Here is a 17004-nt window from a genome sequence, read left to right on the forward strand (position 1 = left end):
GCAGAAGGGCTCTTTTTTCTTGTATTCATTTGCAACGAGGGGCGATGAACATTAGAATATAAAGAATACTGTTAATTCAATTAAAGTCAGGTGCTGAACATAATGAAAGCCATTGAACATCCAAGCTTGCTTCCTGCATTATCTCCTACGAACGACCCATGGGATCCTATCGTCTCCTTGCGGGAGTTCGGCCGTCACCGGCTGACGAGCGTCGAGATGACCATTTCCAATTTATGCAATATGAGATGCGAACATTGTGCCGTCGGCGATACGCTCGTCTTATCTGAGCCGGCCAAGCTTCCGCTTGCGACCATGCTGAGGAAGCTGGAGGAAGTGGAGCATCTCCAAACGATCAGTATAACGGGCGGGGAGCCTACCTTCTCGAACCGGACGGTCAAAGATTACTTGATCCCGCTGCTTCAATACGCGCGCAGCCGAGGAGTCCGGTCCCAAATCAATTCCAACGTCACCTTGGATTACAGCCGCTATGAAGCGATCGCACCCTATATGGATGTGATGCACATCTCGTTCAACTATACGTCGGCTGACGATTTTCATCAGGTGGGATTTGCGAAGAGCGGCCATGCCGTTTCTTACGATAACGCCGCCCGCATGTATGAACGAATGATCGATAACGCCCGCAGGCTAAGCGAAGGCGGCTTGCTCGTGTCGGCAGAATCGATGATCAACTTCCGTACCCATGCCAAAATGGCCGAAATTCACCGGTTAATCGTCGAAATGGGCTGCCAGCGGCATGAGGTGCACCCGATGTACCCGAGCTCCTTCGCTGCGGATCTGCCGGTCATCAGCAAGGACGAGATGAAAGCCGCGGTAACGTCCCTTCTCGACAATCGCGATCCGAATGTCTGGATGCTGTTCGGCACGCTTCCTTTCTTCCGCTGCAGCGACGACCCGCAGGAGAGGATCCTGCTGGAACGTCTGGCGAAGGAGCCGAACGTAACGGTACGCAACGATCCGGATGGCCGCAACCGTCTTAATGTCAATTTGTTTACGGGAGATGTTTATGTCACCGATTTCTCCGATGTTCCCGCATTCGGGAACGTAAATGCCGATAATCTCGACGATCTGTTCGAGCGGTGGCTCGCCAATCCGCTCGCGCGCAGCGTGGATTGCCATTGTCCTGCGGCTTCCTGCTGCGGACCGAATCTGCTCGTGAAAGATATGTATTATAAAGAAACGGATTTCAGTAAGCGCCAAGCGGTTATTTAATAGTACAGTTCACCTTTAAGGAGTGAGTTCGTTGGAAGCCGGGCCCATAGTGCTGAACCTGTTGCTTGTTCTCTTTCTTGTTTTTTTGAACGGATTTTTCGTTGCTGCGGAATTCTCGCTCGTCAAAGTGCGTCAGTCCAGGCTGACGCAGCTGGCTAATGAAGGGAATACGCGCGCGCGGCATGCGTTAAGAGTGAACAAGAAGCTTGACGCTTATCTGTCGGCTACTCAGCTCGGGATTACATTGGCTTCGCTTGGATTAGGCTGGGTAGGGGAACCGGCCATATCCGAACTTATCGTCGAGCCGCTGCTGCTGGACTTGGGGATGAATCATGATTCTATCACGACTTCCATTTCGGTATTAATCGGATTTCTTGTTATCACGTTTCTCCATATTGTGCTTGGAGAATTGGCGCCGAAATCATTGGCCATTCAGAAATCCGAAGCGACCTCGCTTTGGCTTTCTATGCCCTTGATGTGGTTCCATCGCTTGTTCCTGCCAGCCATATGGCTGTTAAACGGAGCCGCTAATAAGCTTCTCAAGCTGATTGGCATTAAACCCGCAAGCGAGCTTGAATCCGCGCATACAGAAGAAGAGATTCGCATTTTGATGGATCAAAGCGCCAAGAGCGGCATTATCGACAAGGATGAGATGAAACTCTTCGATAACATTTTTGAATTTTCGGACCGCCTTGCCCGGGAAGTGATGCTTCCCCGGACGGACATGGATTGTTTGTACGCGGACCAGTCCTATGAAGAGAACATGAAGATTGTCTACAAGACGAAGCATACCCGGTATCCGGTTTGTTTCGAAGACAAGGATCAGCTCATTGGATTCGTACATATTACCGATTTGTTAACGGCCGATCCTGACGAAGAGCATGATTTGAAAATGTTCCTTCGCCCGATTCTGAACGTGCCGGAATCGATGGAGATCAGCCATGTCCTGCAGCTCATGCAGCGGAAGCATTCTCAGCTTGCCATCGTCGTCGACGAGTATGGCGGAACGGCAGGCATGCTTACTGTCGAGCTCATCCTGGAAGAAATCGTCGGTGAAATCCATGATGAATTCGATGACGACCAGCCAAGCGTCATCGTGAAAGGGGACATCACCTCGGTAGATGCGCGTATGCTTATTGAAGAGGTGAATGACATGTTTCACCTGGATATCCAGGACGAGGATGTTGATTCGATTGGGGGATGGCTGTTCACGAAGCTGGAAGGGAATCCGGTTAAGGGGAAGAAGATCGAGTACGACGACTACGTGTTCGAAGTAGCCGAGAGCGCCAAGCTGCGTGTGCTGCGGGTATTTATTTATCGGCGCAAGAGCGGCCAGGAACCGCAGTTGAAGATTGTAGATCCGGAGGATTAGATCAGGGGAGTAATAGGGGGGATCGGAAGGCTGATGTCGTTCAAACAACTATTCATAGCCGCAGCAGGCTTAATTTTTCTATACCTGCTATTCACTGTCGGCGCACCTTTTCTGTTAGCGCTGGTGGTGGCTATTTTTCTCGAACCGCTTACGCAGCTGTTCATGCGCAAGATGCGGCTGAACCGACTGGCCTCAGCCACGATATCCAGTACGATATTTACGGTGCTGCTTATCGGGCTGATGGCTATCGTCGGCGTTAAGGTGTTTGCCGAATTGATTGCCTTCTGGGGTAAAGTGCCGAGCGTCGTCAGCGAGGCCAATCATTACATTCAGAGTACGCTGGAGAGTGCCAAGAATCTATATAAACATATGCCGCCCGATGCCGCCGCTCAGCTGGAAAGCTGGCTTAAGGGCTTAACGAATGCGCTGTTCAGCATGATAACGTCGGTTTCACGTGCTTTTGTAGGTTTCGCCAAGGGCATACCGAGCATGTTTATCTTCTTTATCGTGTTCTTAGTAGCCGTTTACTTGTTCAGCTACAGCTTGCATACTTTAAAAAAATCATTTCTGTCCATATTCGATGAACGTTCAAGACAGCAGGTGGATGAGGTGCTTCAGAACCTCCGCCGCTCGATATTCGGATTTATTCGCTCGCAGTTCATCCTAAGCGTGTTAACGTATATCATTACGCTCATTGGGCTGCTTATCCTTGGATTAAAATATCCGCTTGCCATTGCGCTGCTTGTCGTCATCGTAGACATCATGCCGATTCTAGGCACAGGCTCTGTCCTCGTTCCTTGGGCTTCGTACCTGATTCTGACCGGCGCTACTTTCGAAGGAATCGGACTCCTGGTACTGTTTATTGTGATAACCGTCTTCCGCCGGATCGTTGAGCCGAAAGTGCTTGGCGACTCGGTTGGAATCGGAGCGTTGTCAGCATTGATCAGTCTCTATGTCGGATTTAAGCTGGTCGGCATTATCGGCGTTTTTCTCGGACCGCTCGTCGTTATTATCTATATGGCAGCCCGTAAGGCTGGACTATTTCAGTTGAAAATAAAATTGTAGCTTGTAAGCGGAACCAGTGTGCGCCTTGTGCGCATGCTGGTTTTTTTTGTGGGCAAAATGCGTGCTTTGCATCATATTACGTGACTTTTGACCTGTGACTCCATTATTACCCGGGAAATCTTTACAGCATTTGTCGAACCATTTATAGGCATTTGTCATAAGATGGGGTAGGAATGGGCGTATGCTTATGAAGCAGTATTGTTGCGAAGTTGTCCAGTGAAGCAATGCTTCACAAAACTCAAGTGTATGCTTACGAAGCAGTTTTGTTACGAAGATGTCCTTGAAGAAATGCTCCACTAAACTTTTAGGAGGAAGAGCACGTGAACGTAAGCAATCAAACCCGGGAATGGTACCCGTTTGTCGGACCGTTCGATCCTTGTCCGCCGAAGTACGTGAAGACGTATGTTGTTCCCCCCAATCAATTCATTCCCTTTCAGCCAATGAACCTACCACAGTTCCCGCTCCCGGAAGCGCTTAGACGGGGAACGTTATGGCCTGCCTTATACAGTCCGTATGATTCCAAATGCGGAACAGGAGTGACATAACATGAATACGAAGCTGGATGAACAGTACTACCACAAGCTGGAAGAGCTGCAGCAGCTTGATTTTGGCCTTGTCGAGCTGACGTTGTATCTAGACACGCATCCGAACGATATGCAGGCACTGCAGCAATTCAATCAATTGGCTCAGCAGCGCAAGCAATGCGCCTATCATTTTGAGATGCACTACGGGCCGCTGCTTCAGTACGGGCACAGCTTTTCGAAGTATCCTTGGCAGTGGGTTGAGACGCCCTGGCCTTGGCAAGTTTAAGTCGGCAGGTAACGGGGAGGAAAGGCATTCATGTGGATTTATGATAAAAAGCTGCAGTATCCGGTACGGGTCAGCAAGTGCGACCCGCAAATGGCTAAATATTTGGCTGAGCAATACGGCGGGGCCGACGGCGAACTTGCCGCCGCATTGCGCTACTTAAATCAACGTTATACGATTCCCGATAAAGTAATCGGCCTGCTGACTGATATCGGAACAGAAGAGTTTGCGCATCTTGAAATGATTGCGACGATGATCTATAAGCTGACCAAGGACGCGACGCCGGAGCAGATGAAAGCGGCTGGGCTCGGTGAACATTTTGCCTCCCATGACAGCGCATTGTTCTACAACAACGCCTCCGGCGTTCCTTGGACGGCTGCCTATATTCAAGCCAAGGGCGATCCGCTTGCCGATCTTTATGAGGATATAGCTGCAGAGGAAAAGGCACGCGCCACCTATCAATGGCTCATTGATATGACCGATGACGTGGATCTCCAAGACAGCTTGAAGTACCTCCGCCAACGGGAGATTGTTCACGCCTTGCGCTTTAAGGAAGCGGTTGAGATCATTAAGGCGGACCGGGAGACAAAGAAAGTATTTTAATTGAATTTTAGGGTGCTTTCCTGGAGCAGTTTAGCCGGGAAAGCTTTTTTTTTTGGGGGTGGAAAGCCTAATGTAGAACCACGTTAGCGATCTGTGCCTCCTTATTAGTAAGACTCGTATAAAAGTAGAGTGAACGAAGTAAGTCCTCACTGACCATATCTGTTGATAAGGGATTTTTTAACATTTGTGTTCCATCCTCTTGCTATCTCCGAAATATACGTTCCGAATCTTTTGCTGATCTCCGCCTTTACTAACTCCCGCAATAGCATAAACGAATCTTCATAGCCGCGTACCCAATATTTAAAATTCATCTGCCCCTCGAACTGACCGACGTCCGCAACTTTGATTTCATGTTCCTTTAGGAATTTCCGGACTTTAATAAGATCCTGGTGAATCCGATCAGCAAGCAATCCGCAGGAGGCCTCAAACAATAATCTCAGGGACAAGGGGTCGCTCATTAACTTCCTTCGATTTGTCTCCACTATATCCAACATAAACGGCAATAAGATGTAGTCACGCACAGCCTCTATTTCTTTGCGGGAAGGAATGTTACGCCTCATTAGAATCCCACCTCTCTACAGAACGTACGTTTGTATATTATATGTTTATATTGTTCAGAAGTAACCCTCAGTATTGATGCCAATATGTGGGTTTCTTCGAGTGGAGCCAAATACGACAAGCTTTTATTAATCAGGGAAGTTAAAAAGGCAGCATATTTATGCAACGGATCAAAGATAGATGTGTCTTGGTCTTTCTTATACCTGTTGACCAAAATCGGCGAAACACATGAAAAATTCAGTACTTTTTCCTGTTATATCTCGATGTTAAATTGTGGGCAGATGAAAGCGGCTTGACTGTGTAAATACTTCGCCCTCTATGACAGCGCCTAGTTCTACAGCAATGCTTCAGGCATTCCTAGGATGTCTGCCTTTTCCAAGACAAGGGCGATCCTCTTGCTAAGCAATACGAGGGCATTGTCACGGAGAATAAGGCTCGCGACACCTGTTGATATGACATCGATAAAGTGGGTCCTCAGGAAAGTATGAAATTACTCAGAGAGCGGGAGACTGTTTTAATGAAAGTATATGAATCGATAGGGTACTTTTCTGCACAGTATATAGTCGGGAAAAGCCCTTTTTTATTGGCTTTAGCCCTATTATCGCAACTCGCTCTTGCAATATTGCATATCCGATTATACGGGTGTATAATACAGGCGTTACTAGACACTAAAACATATTCAGCCCTGAAATAACTAACAGCCTCTCGCGGGCTGCTCACGCGTGCGCATTCCACGCTGTAAGTCCCTAAAACGGCCTTACAGCGCTCGCGTCGTTTTTCGGCGTTACAGCCTCTCGCGTGCTGCTATACGCGCCCAACCAACGCAGTAAGTCCCAAAGTTGCAATTTTTCCACCCAGTTCAAGGATTAGTAGGTGAAGCCCATGCAAAGAGAACTTGTTGAGAAAGCACTTGCCGAATTAATAGATGACGAGAGCGGAAGACCTTTTCTGGATACGGGTCTTATTCGTGACGTAATGGTCAATGAGCGCCAAGTTGCGCTAACATTGCTGCTCCATTCGGAAGAAAGCGGAGAGGAAGCCCTCTTCCGGACGAAGCTGACGGAAAAGCTGAATGCGATCGGCGTTCAAGACGTGCATATCCGTGTCAAAAGCATTACGAAACAGGAGAAGGATGCTATCGTCAGCGGAGCTTATGCCCCGAAGCCCGCTCGCATCCCAAGCGCGAAGCAGGAGCTCGCACCAATCGCATCGCCGGATTCGAGCGTGAAATTCCTCGCTGTTGCCAGCGGTAAAGGCGGCGTCGGGAAATCGACGGTCACGGTAAACCTTGCTTCGGCGCTGGTACGGGCCGGCAAGCGGGTCGGAGTTATCGATGCCGATATTTACGGGTTCAGTATTCCGCGCATGCTCGGTGTCGAGGATGTGCGCCAAACCGACAAGAATCATATCGTTCCGGTCGAACGGTATGGCATGCATATTATTTCGACCGGCTTCTTCGTATCGGAGCATAATCCCGTAATTTGGCGCGGACCGATGCTCGGGAAGATGCTGAATACGTTCTTGAATGAAGTCAAATGGCCCGAGCTCGATTATATGATTATCGACCTGCCGCCAGGAACCGGAGATGTCGCATTGGACATTAACCGGAGAATCCCGCAATGCGCGGAGATTATCGTGACGACTCCTCACGCGACGGCCAGCGGTGTGGCAACCCGGGCGGGAGCGATGGCGATTCAAACCGAGCATCGTATTCTAGGGGTTGTCGAGAACATGTCTTACTATGAAGACGAGACCGGGAAGAAGCATTACTTATTCGGACGCAGCGGCGGCAAGCAGCTGGCGGAAAGGCTGCAGACGGAGCTGCTCGCGCAAATTCCGATTGATACGCCTCCGAATGATCAGGACGAGCCTGATTTCTCGACCTCCATCTATAAGCCGGAAACGACTAACGGGGCGATTTACGCGAATCTTGCCCAGCAGGTTATTAAACAGCTTGAAGCATAATTTAAAGGATGGGACATCATGGGTTTTGTAATTACAGGTAATTGTGTCGACGAGAAAGCAGCGGATTGCGTGGACGTATGTCCGGTCGATTGTATTGCGGAAGGACCGGATCAATATTTTATCGATGTCGAGATATGTATCGATTGCGGCGCTTGCCAAGCAGCATGTCCGGTAGATGCGATTGTATGGGAAGATGAAATGACAGACGAGGACAAGGTGTTTTACGATAAAGCCGAGAAGTTTTTCAGAGGCTAACCAATCCAACGGGCATTATTTAATAAGGGCAGTCCAAGCTGAAGCCAGCTTGGATTGCCCTTATTGTTATCCGAAACCTATTGAAGCGGCATTAACGGAATGGTGCAGTTATGGTACGGCCGATATCCCGGATCAGGATTCCGGCGTCTTCCGACATGTTGCGGATCGGGTGTCCGTCCAGAGGAACCATCTGCGTTTGGAAGTTCTTTACTCTTGTATGCATGTTTTTATCCGTCGTTACATGCACTTTATATCCGGGATGTTCGCGTTCCACAGTGCGTCGAACTTCATCTGTGATTTTCGACGTGTTTTGCCCTGGTTTGACATCAAGACCGACGATAGCGTCATTGTTATGAACGACGACGGTCGCTTTATCCACGCCTTTAATGGAGGAGATATGCTTGGCCAGCTTATCGGAATGATCCTTGTGATAAGACGTATGCGTGCCAGTGCCAGTGCCATCCATCATTGTGTGAGGACCCGTCGTACGCGTCCGATTACCATCCGTCAACGTGTTATCCATGCCATACGGAGTGGTTGAACGGGTACGGAATCCGTCCGTCGTGCCGTAAGGCGCAGGCGTCGTCGTGCGGGTGCGATACCCGTCCGTACCAAGGGGAGTACCAGGGTGAGTAGTACGAGCCTTGTATTGATTTGTTTTAACACCGTCAGTAGTTCTGTTCGTTGCGCATCCAGTTGCAGTCACAATTAGCGCTGCTGATAAAACCAAGGCTCCACAGTATTTTAACATTTGGTTTATCACCTCCTGCACATAGAATGTGCGGGAAGCTGGTGAACCATACAGGGTAAAAATCAAGAACCTTTGCCACCTGCTGGCAGCTTCTTGTTGATTTCGGAAACGGACGATTTGATCAGCTCGGAAACGGTCACCAAGCGAAACCCCCGTTCCTTTAATTCAGGAAGGATGACCTCCAGTGCCGGTATCGTCTGCGAATTACCGCGCACATGATCATGGAACAGAACGATATCGCCGTTTCGTGCATTCTGCAGAACTTTATTTATAATCTTGCGTGTTCCGGGGCGGCTCCAATCCCGCGTATCCTGATGCCATGACCACATGACGGGCATCAGACCCATCCGGTTGGAAATTTGTACGATATGATCGTCATAGGTCCCGCCCGGCGGACGGAATAAAGCGGATTTCCGTCCTGTTGCCTGAATGATTTCTTTCTCCGTCCGTTCGATTTCCTCCCGGACAAGCTCCTCCGAGGCTGGCAGCTGGAAATAAACGTGATTGTACGTGTGATTGGCTACCTCATGTCCTTCGGCTACGACCCGTCTGACCACATCGGGGTACTGTGCGACACGCTTGCCCACGACGAAGAAGGTGGATTTTGCATCATAACGTTCGAGCAGGTCCAGAATTTCATTGGTCTGTCTGCGATCGGGGCCGTCATCGAAGGTGAGCGCAATCATTTTCTGATCCGTTTGGACCTCCCAAATCATTTCGCCTTTCTTCTCATAATAAAACCGGTCTTTCTTTAGGGGCGCTCCGTTTGCATCACTAGCCATCAGCAGAACCGAAAGGCAGATCATCCCGAGCAAACTTATACGTGCAAACATACGGATCCATCCTTTGCATCTTACACATGATATCGATCACTTTGTTTATCATGTCATAAGGAGCGGGATTACATGCAAAAGCTGGATGCGAAAATGGTCAAGCGCTAGGAAATCAGCTTTAATCCAACCGCTGCGCCGAGCACCATGGCAATAAACAGAATGCGCAGCGCCGTCTTTGGCTCGCCATAGACGAGCATGCCTAGAATGGCTCCGCCCGATGCGCCGATTCCCGTCCATACCGCATAAGCCGTACCCATCGGCAGCGATTTCATCGCAAGAGCGAGGAATAGGAAGCTTGCACCGAATCCGGTAAGGAGCAGCAGAAACGCCTTCCAGTTCTTGTCTTTATTCAATTTATTTATCATGGCTACCCCAAACATTTCAAACAGGCCGGCGAGAATTAAATAAGTCCATGCCATTTACGCTTCCTCCCCTTTCACTGCTTTTTTATCGGAAACAAGCTTGAGGCCGACGACTCCGGCAAGCAGCAGCAGAATAAGCAAACCTTTAGCCGCTTTGAACGGTTCGCCGAACAGCAGCGTTTCCGCCAAAACGGTGCCGGCTGTTCCCAGACCGACAAAGACGGCATAGACAGTCCCTACCGGTATATGGCGGCTGGCGGTAATCATCAAATAGAAGCTGACATAGATGGCCACTGCCGTTCCGGCCCATTCCCATGCAGAATCCGCGTGTTTCAACCCGATTACCCAGCACACCTCAAATAGTGCGGCGATAATGACTTTGACCCAATCTGATTTCATAATGGTCAACTCTCCTTTGTCTCGTGAAAATTTACCAAGGCTTCGCTGCAGCATCGGTCATAGCATCAGTTTGCCCAGTCAGGAATGCGGACCATTAAAAAAAGCCCGAGAAATATCGTTGTACGATATCTCCCGGGCTTTTGTCCCTCCGTGTATTCACGAAAAAATGGCTTCCGCGCGTTTTCCCTTGGACCAGACCGGCGTTGAACCGCGGAACCCTAGAAAACCTTCGTATGAAATTATGTACTACTTTAGTGTATGTTCAAAGAAAAATCAATGGCAAATTTTACCTTGAGAGAAGGGGGACGGATTCAGGTAAAGATGCCGAATGTTTGGATGGCTAAGACCGCAGGATATCGAACGCGGAAAGTGGTAGAATAGGGCATATGCTTCCGAAGACAGTTTTGCTCGTATTCGCTCCTTCGGCAGCGAATACGAGCAAAACTTTTAGGTGGTAATGCTTTGAAGGGAGAGAAATAAACTGAACGATTATAACAAACTGCCGGAGCCTCAGGCGCTCATATTCGATATGGACGGCACATTATTCGAGACGGATACGCTGCTCCTAAGCGTACATGAGCGTATTTTTACAACGCTTCGGGAGGAAGGGCTGTATGAGGGACCGAACCCGCCGGTGGAGAAGCTGCTGGGCTGTCTCGGCATGCTGCTGGAGGATATTTGGAAAATCGTGATGCCAGGCAGCTCGGATGCGGCTCGCGAACGAGCGGACGTGTTGATGCTGCAGTACGAGCTGGAAGGTCTCGCAGCCGGCGAGGGCACGTTATATCCTCATGTTGAGACGACACTCCGCGAGCTTAAAGCGCGGGGCCGCAAGCTGTTCGTCGCCAGCAACGGACTGGAGGCATACGTAAAGGGCGTGGCGGAGTATCGCGGGATTGCCGGACTGTTCGACGGCTTGTACAGCGCAGGCGAATACAAGACGGCGTCGAAGGTAGAGCTTGTCGCAAGACTCCTCGAAGACCACAATATTAAGACGGCTTGGATGATCGGCGACCGTTCATCCGATGTCGAAGCGGGCAAGAACAACGGACTGCAGGTCGTCGGCTGCGCTTATGCGGTCTATGGCAAGCAGGAAGAGCTGCGGGGCGCGGATGTGCTCATCCGGGATTTCCGCGAGCTGTTGGAGCTGTAGCGATTATCCATTCGAATATAGGAAGAGAAGACGAATCCCGGCAGCGTAGTTACGTGTCGGGATTTGTTTCTTCGCGCGTGGCCGCTTTCTCTTTGCGAAGCTTCTTCTGATTGTACAGCCATAAGGCATATTCGAGAGGTTTTTCGATCGCGCGCCGGTAGGTCTCCTTCTCCCCGGCTTGAATGAAAACTTCGCGCGCCGGCTTGGGATTGACTTCAAGCAGCCAGATATGGCCTTTGCGGTCAATGGCTAGATCCAGTGCTAATTCGCAAAGTCTCCCGTAAGATTGCTCCAGGAAGGAGGAGGTCTGCACGCCCAGCTCTTCAGCGGTTCGCATGATCTTTTCGATCGAATCTTCTTTGCCGATCCACCGCTCCAGCAGCGCCTTCATCGTAACGGCCTCGCCGCCCCCGTGCAGATTCGAGGTAATGCTGCGCGGCGCTCCGATTCGTCCTGCACAGCCCGTCACTTCCCATGCGCCCGAACCGTTCTTTTGCACGAGCATCCGGTAATCGTGGACACGGCCGTTCGAAAGCTTGAGTTGAATGCCCTGCTGAACCAAATAGCGATTTCCTTTCAAATTCCATGAAGCGAGACGGCTGTGCAGCGCGGATAGCGGCACGCGCACGGGACTGATGATCCGCCGCGATTGATCCCGCCCTTGGATGAGATAAGTGCCGTCTTGATTCTTCTCGATGCGAAGAATGCCCCGTCCCCCCGTACCATTGATCGGTTTCAAATAGACAAGAGGGTACTTGCGGATCATATCGGTCAGATCCTTCTGGCTTTCATACATGCGCGTATGCGGCAGATTGGCGCGGAACCGCTCATCCTTGCGCATTGTTTTATAAACCGTCCATTTGTTTCGCAGCACCCGGTTCAGGAAGGTCAGGTGACCGTATTGCTTCCGGAAGTGGAGAAGCTGCTCGAATCTATGACTGCGTTGAATCCGGCATCGGTCGTAGATCATATGGGGAAATGAGCTCCACTTGCGCGACCAGCTCTTCGTAGCCGTATTATAGACATGCGCATGGATCCGGTTTTGCTTGTAGTTAACATCCGATGGCGTAAAGACGAAGACATCCAGTCCGATCTTTTTGCCGGCTAACGTCATCCGCTGGTAGATGGGCCTCTCTTCAAGGGCGCCGTTATCATTTAAATAGAGAGTCAATATCCCGAGCACAGGCAATCCCACGGGGCTTCCTCCTAAGACGTTTTCGACCAGGAAAACGCATCATCGTAAGCATGAAAATTATGAAGGCATTAGCGGCTGAATTCAAATCGGAGCGTCGGCTTGCCAGTCGGCCCGCGATGCATCCCGACAGCCTTCATTCCGGCGCGGAAGCACATCTGCATGCTGGCCGGGTTATCCGCAGCGACGCTGCAGGCCAGCTGCCCGTAATGCTGCCGCAGTTGCGTCAGCAGGGCGCTGCCGGCGCCGCGGCCGCGCATCTGCGGGCGGACCACCACGATGCAAGCCCGCTCGCCGGCATCCACGGCAAAGGCGAAGCCCGCTAGTTTGCCGGCTTCCACGGCAACGGCGATAGCGGCTGATTCGCGTTCTGCCGGCTGCCGCGGCGCAGTGCCGGCATCAACACCGGCTGGTCTGGTCCGGCTATTATGGGTAACAGGCTCTAATGCTTGAACATGGCGAAGCAAGGAAAGGGCATCGACGGACAAACGGCCGCTGCCACATTGAACGGCGAAGGCGAGCAATTTCTCCCGAGTGGCGAGCCATCGGTCGGGGGGCAGCAGCCTGATGTCCACGTGCAATCACCTCGCGATTAACTGGATTTCGTTCGTATTAAATAGCGGCCATAATGAAAAATGCGTTCCAGCGAAAGTCTCCGTATATCCGGCTCATCGAATTTCATCGGCTTGGCGTTGGCTTCGAAGAACCACAGATTGCCATGCTGGTCAACGCCAAGATCCATCGACATCTCGGCGAGCGTATATCCGGCGCCGCGCTCGATTTGTTTGGCAATCAGCAGGGAGGTGATGCGGGCCTTCATTAGCAGTTTACGCGCTTCTTCTTGGCCGAATGCGCTGACAAGCAATTTCTCCGGGTCCTCGATGCTGCCTCCTCGCGGTACGTGGGTCGTAATGCTGAAGGAGCCGGCAACGCGGGCTCCGATGCCTGACAGCTCCCAAATGCCGCGCTGGTTTTTTTGCACGAGCGCGCGCAAATCGAACCGGCGGTCATTGTAGGCGGCAAGCATAATGCCTTGCTGGGCTATATACCGCTCGCCGCCGCATTCCTTCTTCACGCGGACCCACAGCTTTTGGAGCGTTCCGCAGCTATACGTCAGGCTTTTCTTGTTGGCCTGAACTTTGAGCTTATAGGGAAGCGACCTCTCCGGCTGCACCTTGATGGTCATGATCCCTTTGCCGGCTTTGCCGCTAATCGGCTTCAAATACAGAAACGTATGCTTGCGCATCATGTTGGCCAGACTTTCCCGGGTCAGCATGCGCTGAGTCGACGGGATATAGGGTCTTGTCGTACTTGATTGCCGCAGCCATTTGAACAGACTCCATTTATTGAAGAACTTCGGATTGAACAGCTGGACATGCGGACTGCGCATACATGCGGCGATTTTCTGGCGGACCATCGGCAGCAGCTCATCCTCGCGCTGCGGAATACGGTTATAGATCAAATCGGGAAAAGGGAACTGCTGCAGCTGCCATGCATCGGAAGATTCCTGGTAAGTGTAGCCATCGAGAACTTTTCGCTTCAGCTTCAACTGTTTGATGGTCACGACATAAACAAGAAATCCGTGCTCGCGGCCAATGCGTATTAAGTCGGCATAGTTGCTTCGGTTGCCCCGGAACAGTTGGATGTCGTCATCGATCGTCAGGATGGCGAGCACCGGCTTCTTGCTCAGGATGTCCACCGAATCCTGCGGATCCTGGGGTTCGATTGGCATCAACTGCCCCCTCCTTTAAACCTGCTTAAATACATGCAGTGTTCAACAATGTGGGTGAAGGAGTCCCGTCCTTGTGAGCGCAGGGACGGGTGGCTGAAGATGGATCGTCCTGGCTTCGCATTCGCTTCGAACATCCAAACCTTGCCTTCTTTATCGATTCCGATATCGAGCCCCAGCTCGCCAAGCGTATGCGGGAAATTCCGCTCGATCGCTTCCGACAGCTTAATGGAAACCTTCTTGGCCTTATCGAGAATCTCGCCCGCACTGCCTTCGAACGTCCGCCCAAGCGCCTGTTCCGGCGTAAGCAGCGTTCCGCCGTTCTTAATATGGGTGGTCACGCTGCCGCGGCCGGCTTTCTTCGCCCCGATCCCGACGGGAATCCATTCGTTCGAACCGTTCTTATGCATGTGGAAACGGAAGTCGATCGGACAACCGTCAATTTCAATCAACCGGACACCCTGCTGGCATACATAGCGTCCAAGTGCGTTGCCATGCCTGGCCTGCAGCATCCGCATCAGGCTTTGAAAGTTCGTAAAGCGCAGCAGAACATTCGAGCCATTGCGGCGGTAACGGGCGAAATAACCCCGTTTCGGATGGTAGGTTAACCGGTATATGCCTATACCAAGACTGCCGGCAGTCGGCTTGTAGTAGATAAATTGATGCTTCTCCAGCATTTCTTTGATCTTCTCCGGCTTTGGGTTATTGACCGATTCCGGCAGATGCTCCAGCGCTTCTACATCCTGGTCAAGCATTTTATATACATCCGATTTATCGAAGAAGCTCCAATTGAAGAAGGGAATCTTATTCTTCACGAAGCGCTCTCTTAAATTCATAATGCTGGGAGTTGTTTCCGCTCTGCGGCTGGGCAGGCGATTATACACCACATCGGGAAGAGGGACGATCTTGCGGTACCAGCCGCTCTGGTTCAGAAAATAGCCGTTGACCGTCTCCTGCTGCCAGTTAATATCCCGCGGCGTAAAGGCGAAGAAGTAAGCCTTGCTCTCTCCTGTGCGCACGAGCTGTTTGATATGTCCGGTGCGGGGGCCGAACGGCGCGGTTATCGAACGGGAAACGGCGTCCGTCAATACCCCGATCAAGGGCCCGATCTTCACTTCGTTCTCGGCTGCATGCAGCAGCGAGATGCTGCCCGTCTTCGGTACCCGGATCAACTGGCGCACGCCGGCGGACAGATATAAGTGATGGCCTTGGCGTCGAATGGATTTCAATGCCGCGGTAATCGTTTCCTTGCCGAACCTTATTTGAACCGTCTTCTTACCCGACAGTTTCAACGATTTAAGGAGCGAACCCGACAAGTGGATGACTCTATCGCTGTGCGGCGAGAAGTGAACGTGACACGATGTCAAACTCATGGATGGACCTCCTGGTTGGATCTCCTCTGGATTCGAGCAGCTGCAGCATCAGCGCCATCGCGCTGTTACGGTTGTTTGGACGTTCGACTGAAAAAGGGGGCTGCGGCTGTTTGCCAGCAGCAGCGCGTATTGAAGCGGCCGAACCGCTGCGTTCCTTGCCGTTTCCGTGTTATCTTGAAACGACTGGCGTCCTGGCTTCGCATTCGCTTCCAGCAGCCACAGCCGGCCATCCGGCTCAACGCCATAATCGAAACCAAGCTCGCAGAGACGTCCGAACCGCTGCTCCAGCAGTATCGCAGCACGCTCGTTGATACGATTCATGCGGGCTAAAAGCTCACGCGCCTTATTGGCGCCGAATCTGTGCGACAGTCCTTTGAATGCTTCTTGCGCAGTGCCGCCGCCGTGCAGATTGGCCGTCACGCTGCCTGCTTCGCCAACGCGCAGGGCTGAGCCAGTCGTATGCCAACGACCTCGTTCATCCTTCTGAATGAGTGATCGAATATCAAAAGCGAGCCCGTTCATATCGGTAAGCTGCAAATACGGTTGAATAATGTATGCCGCCGAACGGGCAAATGGTTCAATCCAGAGGGTGAAATCATTTAAATGGGCAAATGTCCGGTGCAGCGGCTTATTGCCGGCGTTTCTTCCCGAGATACGGTAACCCTCCGCGCATTGTTCGAGCCGTAAGGCGCCGCGTCCTTGATAACCTGCCGAAGGCTTAAGAAACAAACCTGACCGGTGGGAATTCATTAATTCTGACAACAACTCTAGGCCATTATATCGGTACGTAGGCGGGAGCATCGGGCGCAGCAGCTCATCTCCCAGCATCGCTTCGTATACGTCCCACTTTCCGGGAAGGGAACCATTCAGGAGAATGAACAGATGACTTTCTTTGAGCGCCGAGAGGGCTGCATGACGATCCCGCCGGTCCGAAGCGTTCTTGCATAAGGTGCGGTCATAGATAAAATCAGGGAGCGGGCAGTCGACGGCTTCCCATTTGCCGCGGCGGTGTATATACCCTCGGATTGTGCTGGAGGCGGCCCGGACGTTTGATGCCCAGAATACGTAAACGAACAGTCCCAGCTCTCGGCCAAGCCGGCATAACTCCCGGCAGAAGCTATTCTCCGGCACCCTTTCCGGAGTACCCGAGTCATGGATCCGGCTTTCGTCTGGTTCATGGACCAGAATGCCGATCACGGATTTCTGCTTGGTCACGGTTTGCAACCTCCTAAAAGTTTTTACGGAGCTTGAGCTTCCTGGAATAACTACACAGTAAAAACTCGCTTCGGAAGCAAAAGCTTAAGTTTTGTGCAGCATATGCTTCTCGAGATCCTTCGCAGCAAAACTGGCTTCGTAA

General features: G+C 51.4%; 19 protein-coding genes and 1 riboswitch. Of the genes, 9 read left to right on the forward strand and 10 right to left on the reverse strand.

Translation table 11 applies throughout. From position 1 onward, the window contains the following. The first annotated feature begins 102 nt into the window (after positions 1-102). The 6 genes from yfkAB (at position 103) to L1F29_RS08695 (ending at position 5077) form a co-directional block, all read left to right on the forward strand. Positions 103-1230 (forward strand): radical SAM/CxCxxxxC motif protein YfkAB, encoded by a 1128-nt coding sequence (gene yfkAB / locus L1F29_RS08670; protein WP_258387927.1) that lies wholly within the window; start codon positions 103-105, stop codon positions 1228-1230. 22 nt (positions 1231-1252) lie between these two features. Next, a complete protein-coding gene (locus L1F29_RS08675; RefSeq protein ID WP_373876486.1) occupies positions 1253-2602 on the forward strand; it encodes a hemolysin family protein in 1350 nt (449 codons plus the stop codon). A gap of 33 nt (positions 2603-2635) precedes the next feature. After that, positions 2636-3667, forward strand: a complete 1032-nt coding sequence (gene ytvI / locus L1F29_RS08680) for a sporulation integral membrane protein YtvI (protein WP_258387929.1) — start codon at positions 2636-2638, stop codon at positions 3665-3667. Positions 3668-3987: 320 nt separating this feature from the next. Continuing rightward, a complete protein-coding gene (locus L1F29_RS08685; RefSeq protein WP_258387930.1) occupies positions 3988-4212 on the forward strand; it encodes a spore coat associated protein CotJA in 225 nt (74 codons plus the stop codon). Position 4213: 1 nt separating this feature from the next. Next, positions 4214-4477, forward strand: a complete 264-nt coding sequence (locus L1F29_RS08690) for a spore coat protein CotJB (protein WP_258387931.1) — start codon at positions 4214-4216, stop codon at positions 4475-4477. A 30-nt stretch (positions 4478-4507) separates the two neighbouring features. Further along, entirely contained in the window at positions 4508-5077 is a 570-nt protein-coding gene (locus L1F29_RS08695) for a manganese catalase family protein (RefSeq protein ID WP_258387932.1), read from the forward strand. Positions 5078-5223: 146 nt separating this feature from the next. On the opposite strand, the gene L1F29_RS08700 is transcribed toward L1F29_RS08695, so the two are convergent. Further along, entirely contained in the window at positions 5224-5637 is a 414-nt protein-coding gene (locus tag L1F29_RS08700) for a YhjD family protein (RefSeq protein ID WP_258387933.1), read from the reverse strand. An 880-nt stretch (positions 5638-6517) separates the two neighbouring features. Between L1F29_RS08700 and L1F29_RS08705 the strand changes: the two genes are divergently transcribed. Further along, positions 6518-7600 (forward strand): Mrp/NBP35 family ATP-binding protein, encoded by a 1083-nt coding sequence (locus L1F29_RS08705; RefSeq protein ID WP_258387934.1) that lies wholly within the window; start codon positions 6518-6520, stop codon positions 7598-7600. Positions 7601-7618: 18 nt separating this feature from the next. Continuing rightward, the gene (locus L1F29_RS08710; RefSeq protein ID WP_258387935.1) at positions 7619-7855 is read left to right on the forward strand and encodes a DUF362 domain-containing protein; all 237 of its coding nucleotides are present in this window, start codon (positions 7619-7621) and stop codon (positions 7853-7855) included. A gap of 91 nt (positions 7856-7946) precedes the next feature. On the opposite strand, the gene L1F29_RS08715 is transcribed toward L1F29_RS08710, so the two are convergent. The 4 genes from L1F29_RS08715 to L1F29_RS08730 form a co-directional block, all read right to left on the reverse strand. After that, positions 7947-8561 carry a YhcN/YlaJ family sporulation lipoprotein gene (locus L1F29_RS08715; protein ID WP_258387936.1) on the reverse strand — a complete coding sequence of 205 codons (615 nt, stop codon included), beginning with the start codon at positions 8559-8561 and terminating at the stop codon, positions 7947-7949. Between the two features lie 107 nt (positions 8562-8668). Continuing rightward, positions 8669-9439, reverse strand: a complete 771-nt coding sequence (locus tag L1F29_RS08720; protein WP_258387937.1) for a polysaccharide deacetylase family protein — start codon at positions 9437-9439, stop codon at positions 8669-8671. Positions 9440-9543: 104 nt separating this feature from the next. Next, positions 9544-9858: a DMT family transporter gene (locus tag L1F29_RS08725; protein WP_258387938.1), complete on the reverse strand. Its 315-nt coding sequence runs from the start codon at positions 9856-9858 to the stop codon at positions 9544-9546. Further along, on the reverse strand, positions 9859-10200 hold the full coding sequence (locus L1F29_RS08730; RefSeq protein WP_258387939.1) for a DMT family transporter: 342 nt from the start codon (positions 10198-10200) through the stop codon (positions 9859-9861). A 127-nt stretch (positions 10201-10327) separates the two neighbouring features. Further along, positions 10328-10433: riboswitch (guanidine-I (ykkC/yxkD leader) on the reverse strand. 248 nt (positions 10434-10681) lie between these two features. On the opposite strand from L1F29_RS08730, the gene L1F29_RS08735 reads away from it, so the two are divergent. Continuing rightward, positions 10682-11353, forward strand: coding sequence for an HAD family hydrolase (locus L1F29_RS08735; protein ID WP_258389646.1), 672 nt, complete (start codon positions 10682-10684; stop codon positions 11351-11353). A gap of 49 nt (positions 11354-11402) precedes the next feature. Here the strand turns inward: L1F29_RS08735 and L1F29_RS08740 are convergent, their stop codons facing one another. The 5 genes from L1F29_RS08740 to L1F29_RS08760 all read right to left on the reverse strand — a co-directional run bounded on the left by L1F29_RS08740 (position 11403) and on the right by L1F29_RS08760 (position 16862). Beyond that, complete coding sequence (locus tag L1F29_RS08740) at positions 11403-12548, reverse strand: YheC/YheD family endospore coat-associated protein (RefSeq protein WP_258387940.1); 1146 nt, start codon at positions 12546-12548, stop codon at positions 11403-11405. Positions 12549-12616: 68 nt separating this feature from the next. Further along, positions 12617-13120, reverse strand: a complete 504-nt coding sequence (locus tag L1F29_RS08745) for a GNAT family N-acetyltransferase (RefSeq protein WP_258387941.1) — start codon at positions 13118-13120, stop codon at positions 12617-12619. A 17-nt stretch (positions 13121-13137) separates the two neighbouring features. Beyond that, the gene (locus L1F29_RS08750; protein WP_258387942.1) at positions 13138-14277 is read right to left on the reverse strand and encodes a YheC/YheD family endospore coat-associated protein; all 1140 of its coding nucleotides are present in this window, start codon (positions 14275-14277) and stop codon (positions 13138-13140) included. Next, positions 14277-15647 (reverse strand): YheC/YheD family endospore coat-associated protein, encoded by a 1371-nt coding sequence (locus L1F29_RS08755; RefSeq protein WP_258387943.1) that lies wholly within the window; start codon positions 15645-15647, stop codon positions 14277-14279. The genes L1F29_RS08750 and L1F29_RS08755 overlap by 1 nt, the downstream gene beginning before the upstream one ends. A gap of 48 nt (positions 15648-15695) precedes the next feature. Then, positions 15696-16862: a YheC/YheD family endospore coat-associated protein gene (locus L1F29_RS08760; protein ID WP_258387944.1), complete on the reverse strand. Its 1167-nt coding sequence runs from the start codon at positions 16860-16862 to the stop codon at positions 15696-15698. Positions 16863-17004: the final 142 nt, after the last annotated feature.

This window comes from Paenibacillus spongiae, from assembly GCF_024734895.1.
In the GTDB taxonomy this organism is placed as follows: Bacteria; Bacillota; Bacilli; order Paenibacillales; family Paenibacillaceae; genus Paenibacillus_Z; species Paenibacillus_Z spongiae.

Bases quoted from the DNA above. Each gene is read 5' to 3' on its own strand.
- L1F29_RS08700 (WP_258387933.1), bottom strand. From the start codon at position 5,637: ATGAGGCGTAACATTCCTTCCCGCAAAGAAATAGAGGCTGTGCGTGAC.
- L1F29_RS08720 (WP_258387937.1), bottom strand. From the start codon at position 9,439: ATGTTTGCACGTATAAGTTTGCTCGGGATGATCTGCCTTTCGGTTCTG.
- L1F29_RS08730 (WP_258387939.1), bottom strand. From the start codon at position 10,200: ATGAAATCAGATTGGGTCAAAGTCATTATCGCCGCACTATTTGAGGTG.
- L1F29_RS08705 (WP_258387934.1), top strand. From the start codon at position 6,518: ATGCAAAGAGAACTTGTTGAGAAAGCACTTGCCGAATTAATAGATGAC.
- L1F29_RS08755 (WP_258387943.1), bottom strand. From the start codon at position 15,647: ATGAGTTTGACATCGTGTCACGTTCACTTCTCGCCGCACAGCGATAGA.
- L1F29_RS08695 (WP_258387932.1), top strand. From the start codon at position 4,508: ATGTGGATTTATGATAAAAAGCTGCAGTATCCGGTACGGGTCAGCAAG.
- L1F29_RS08690 (WP_258387931.1), top strand. From the start codon at position 4,214: ATGAATACGAAGCTGGATGAACAGTACTACCACAAGCTGGAAGAGCTG.
- L1F29_RS08750 (WP_258387942.1), bottom strand. From the start codon at position 14,277: ATGCCAATCGAACCCCAGGATCCGCAGGATTCGGTGGACATCCTGAGC.
- yfkAB (WP_258387927.1), top strand. From the start codon at position 103: ATGAAAGCCATTGAACATCCAAGCTTGCTTCCTGCATTATCTCCTACG.
- L1F29_RS08710 (WP_258387935.1), top strand. From the start codon at position 7,619: ATGGGTTTTGTAATTACAGGTAATTGTGTCGACGAGAAAGCAGCGGAT.
- L1F29_RS08725 (WP_258387938.1), bottom strand. From the start codon at position 9,858: ATGGCATGGACTTATTTAATTCTCGCCGGCCTGTTTGAAATGTTTGGG.
- ytvI (WP_258387929.1), top strand. From the start codon at position 2,636: ATGTCGTTCAAACAACTATTCATAGCCGCAGCAGGCTTAATTTTTCTA.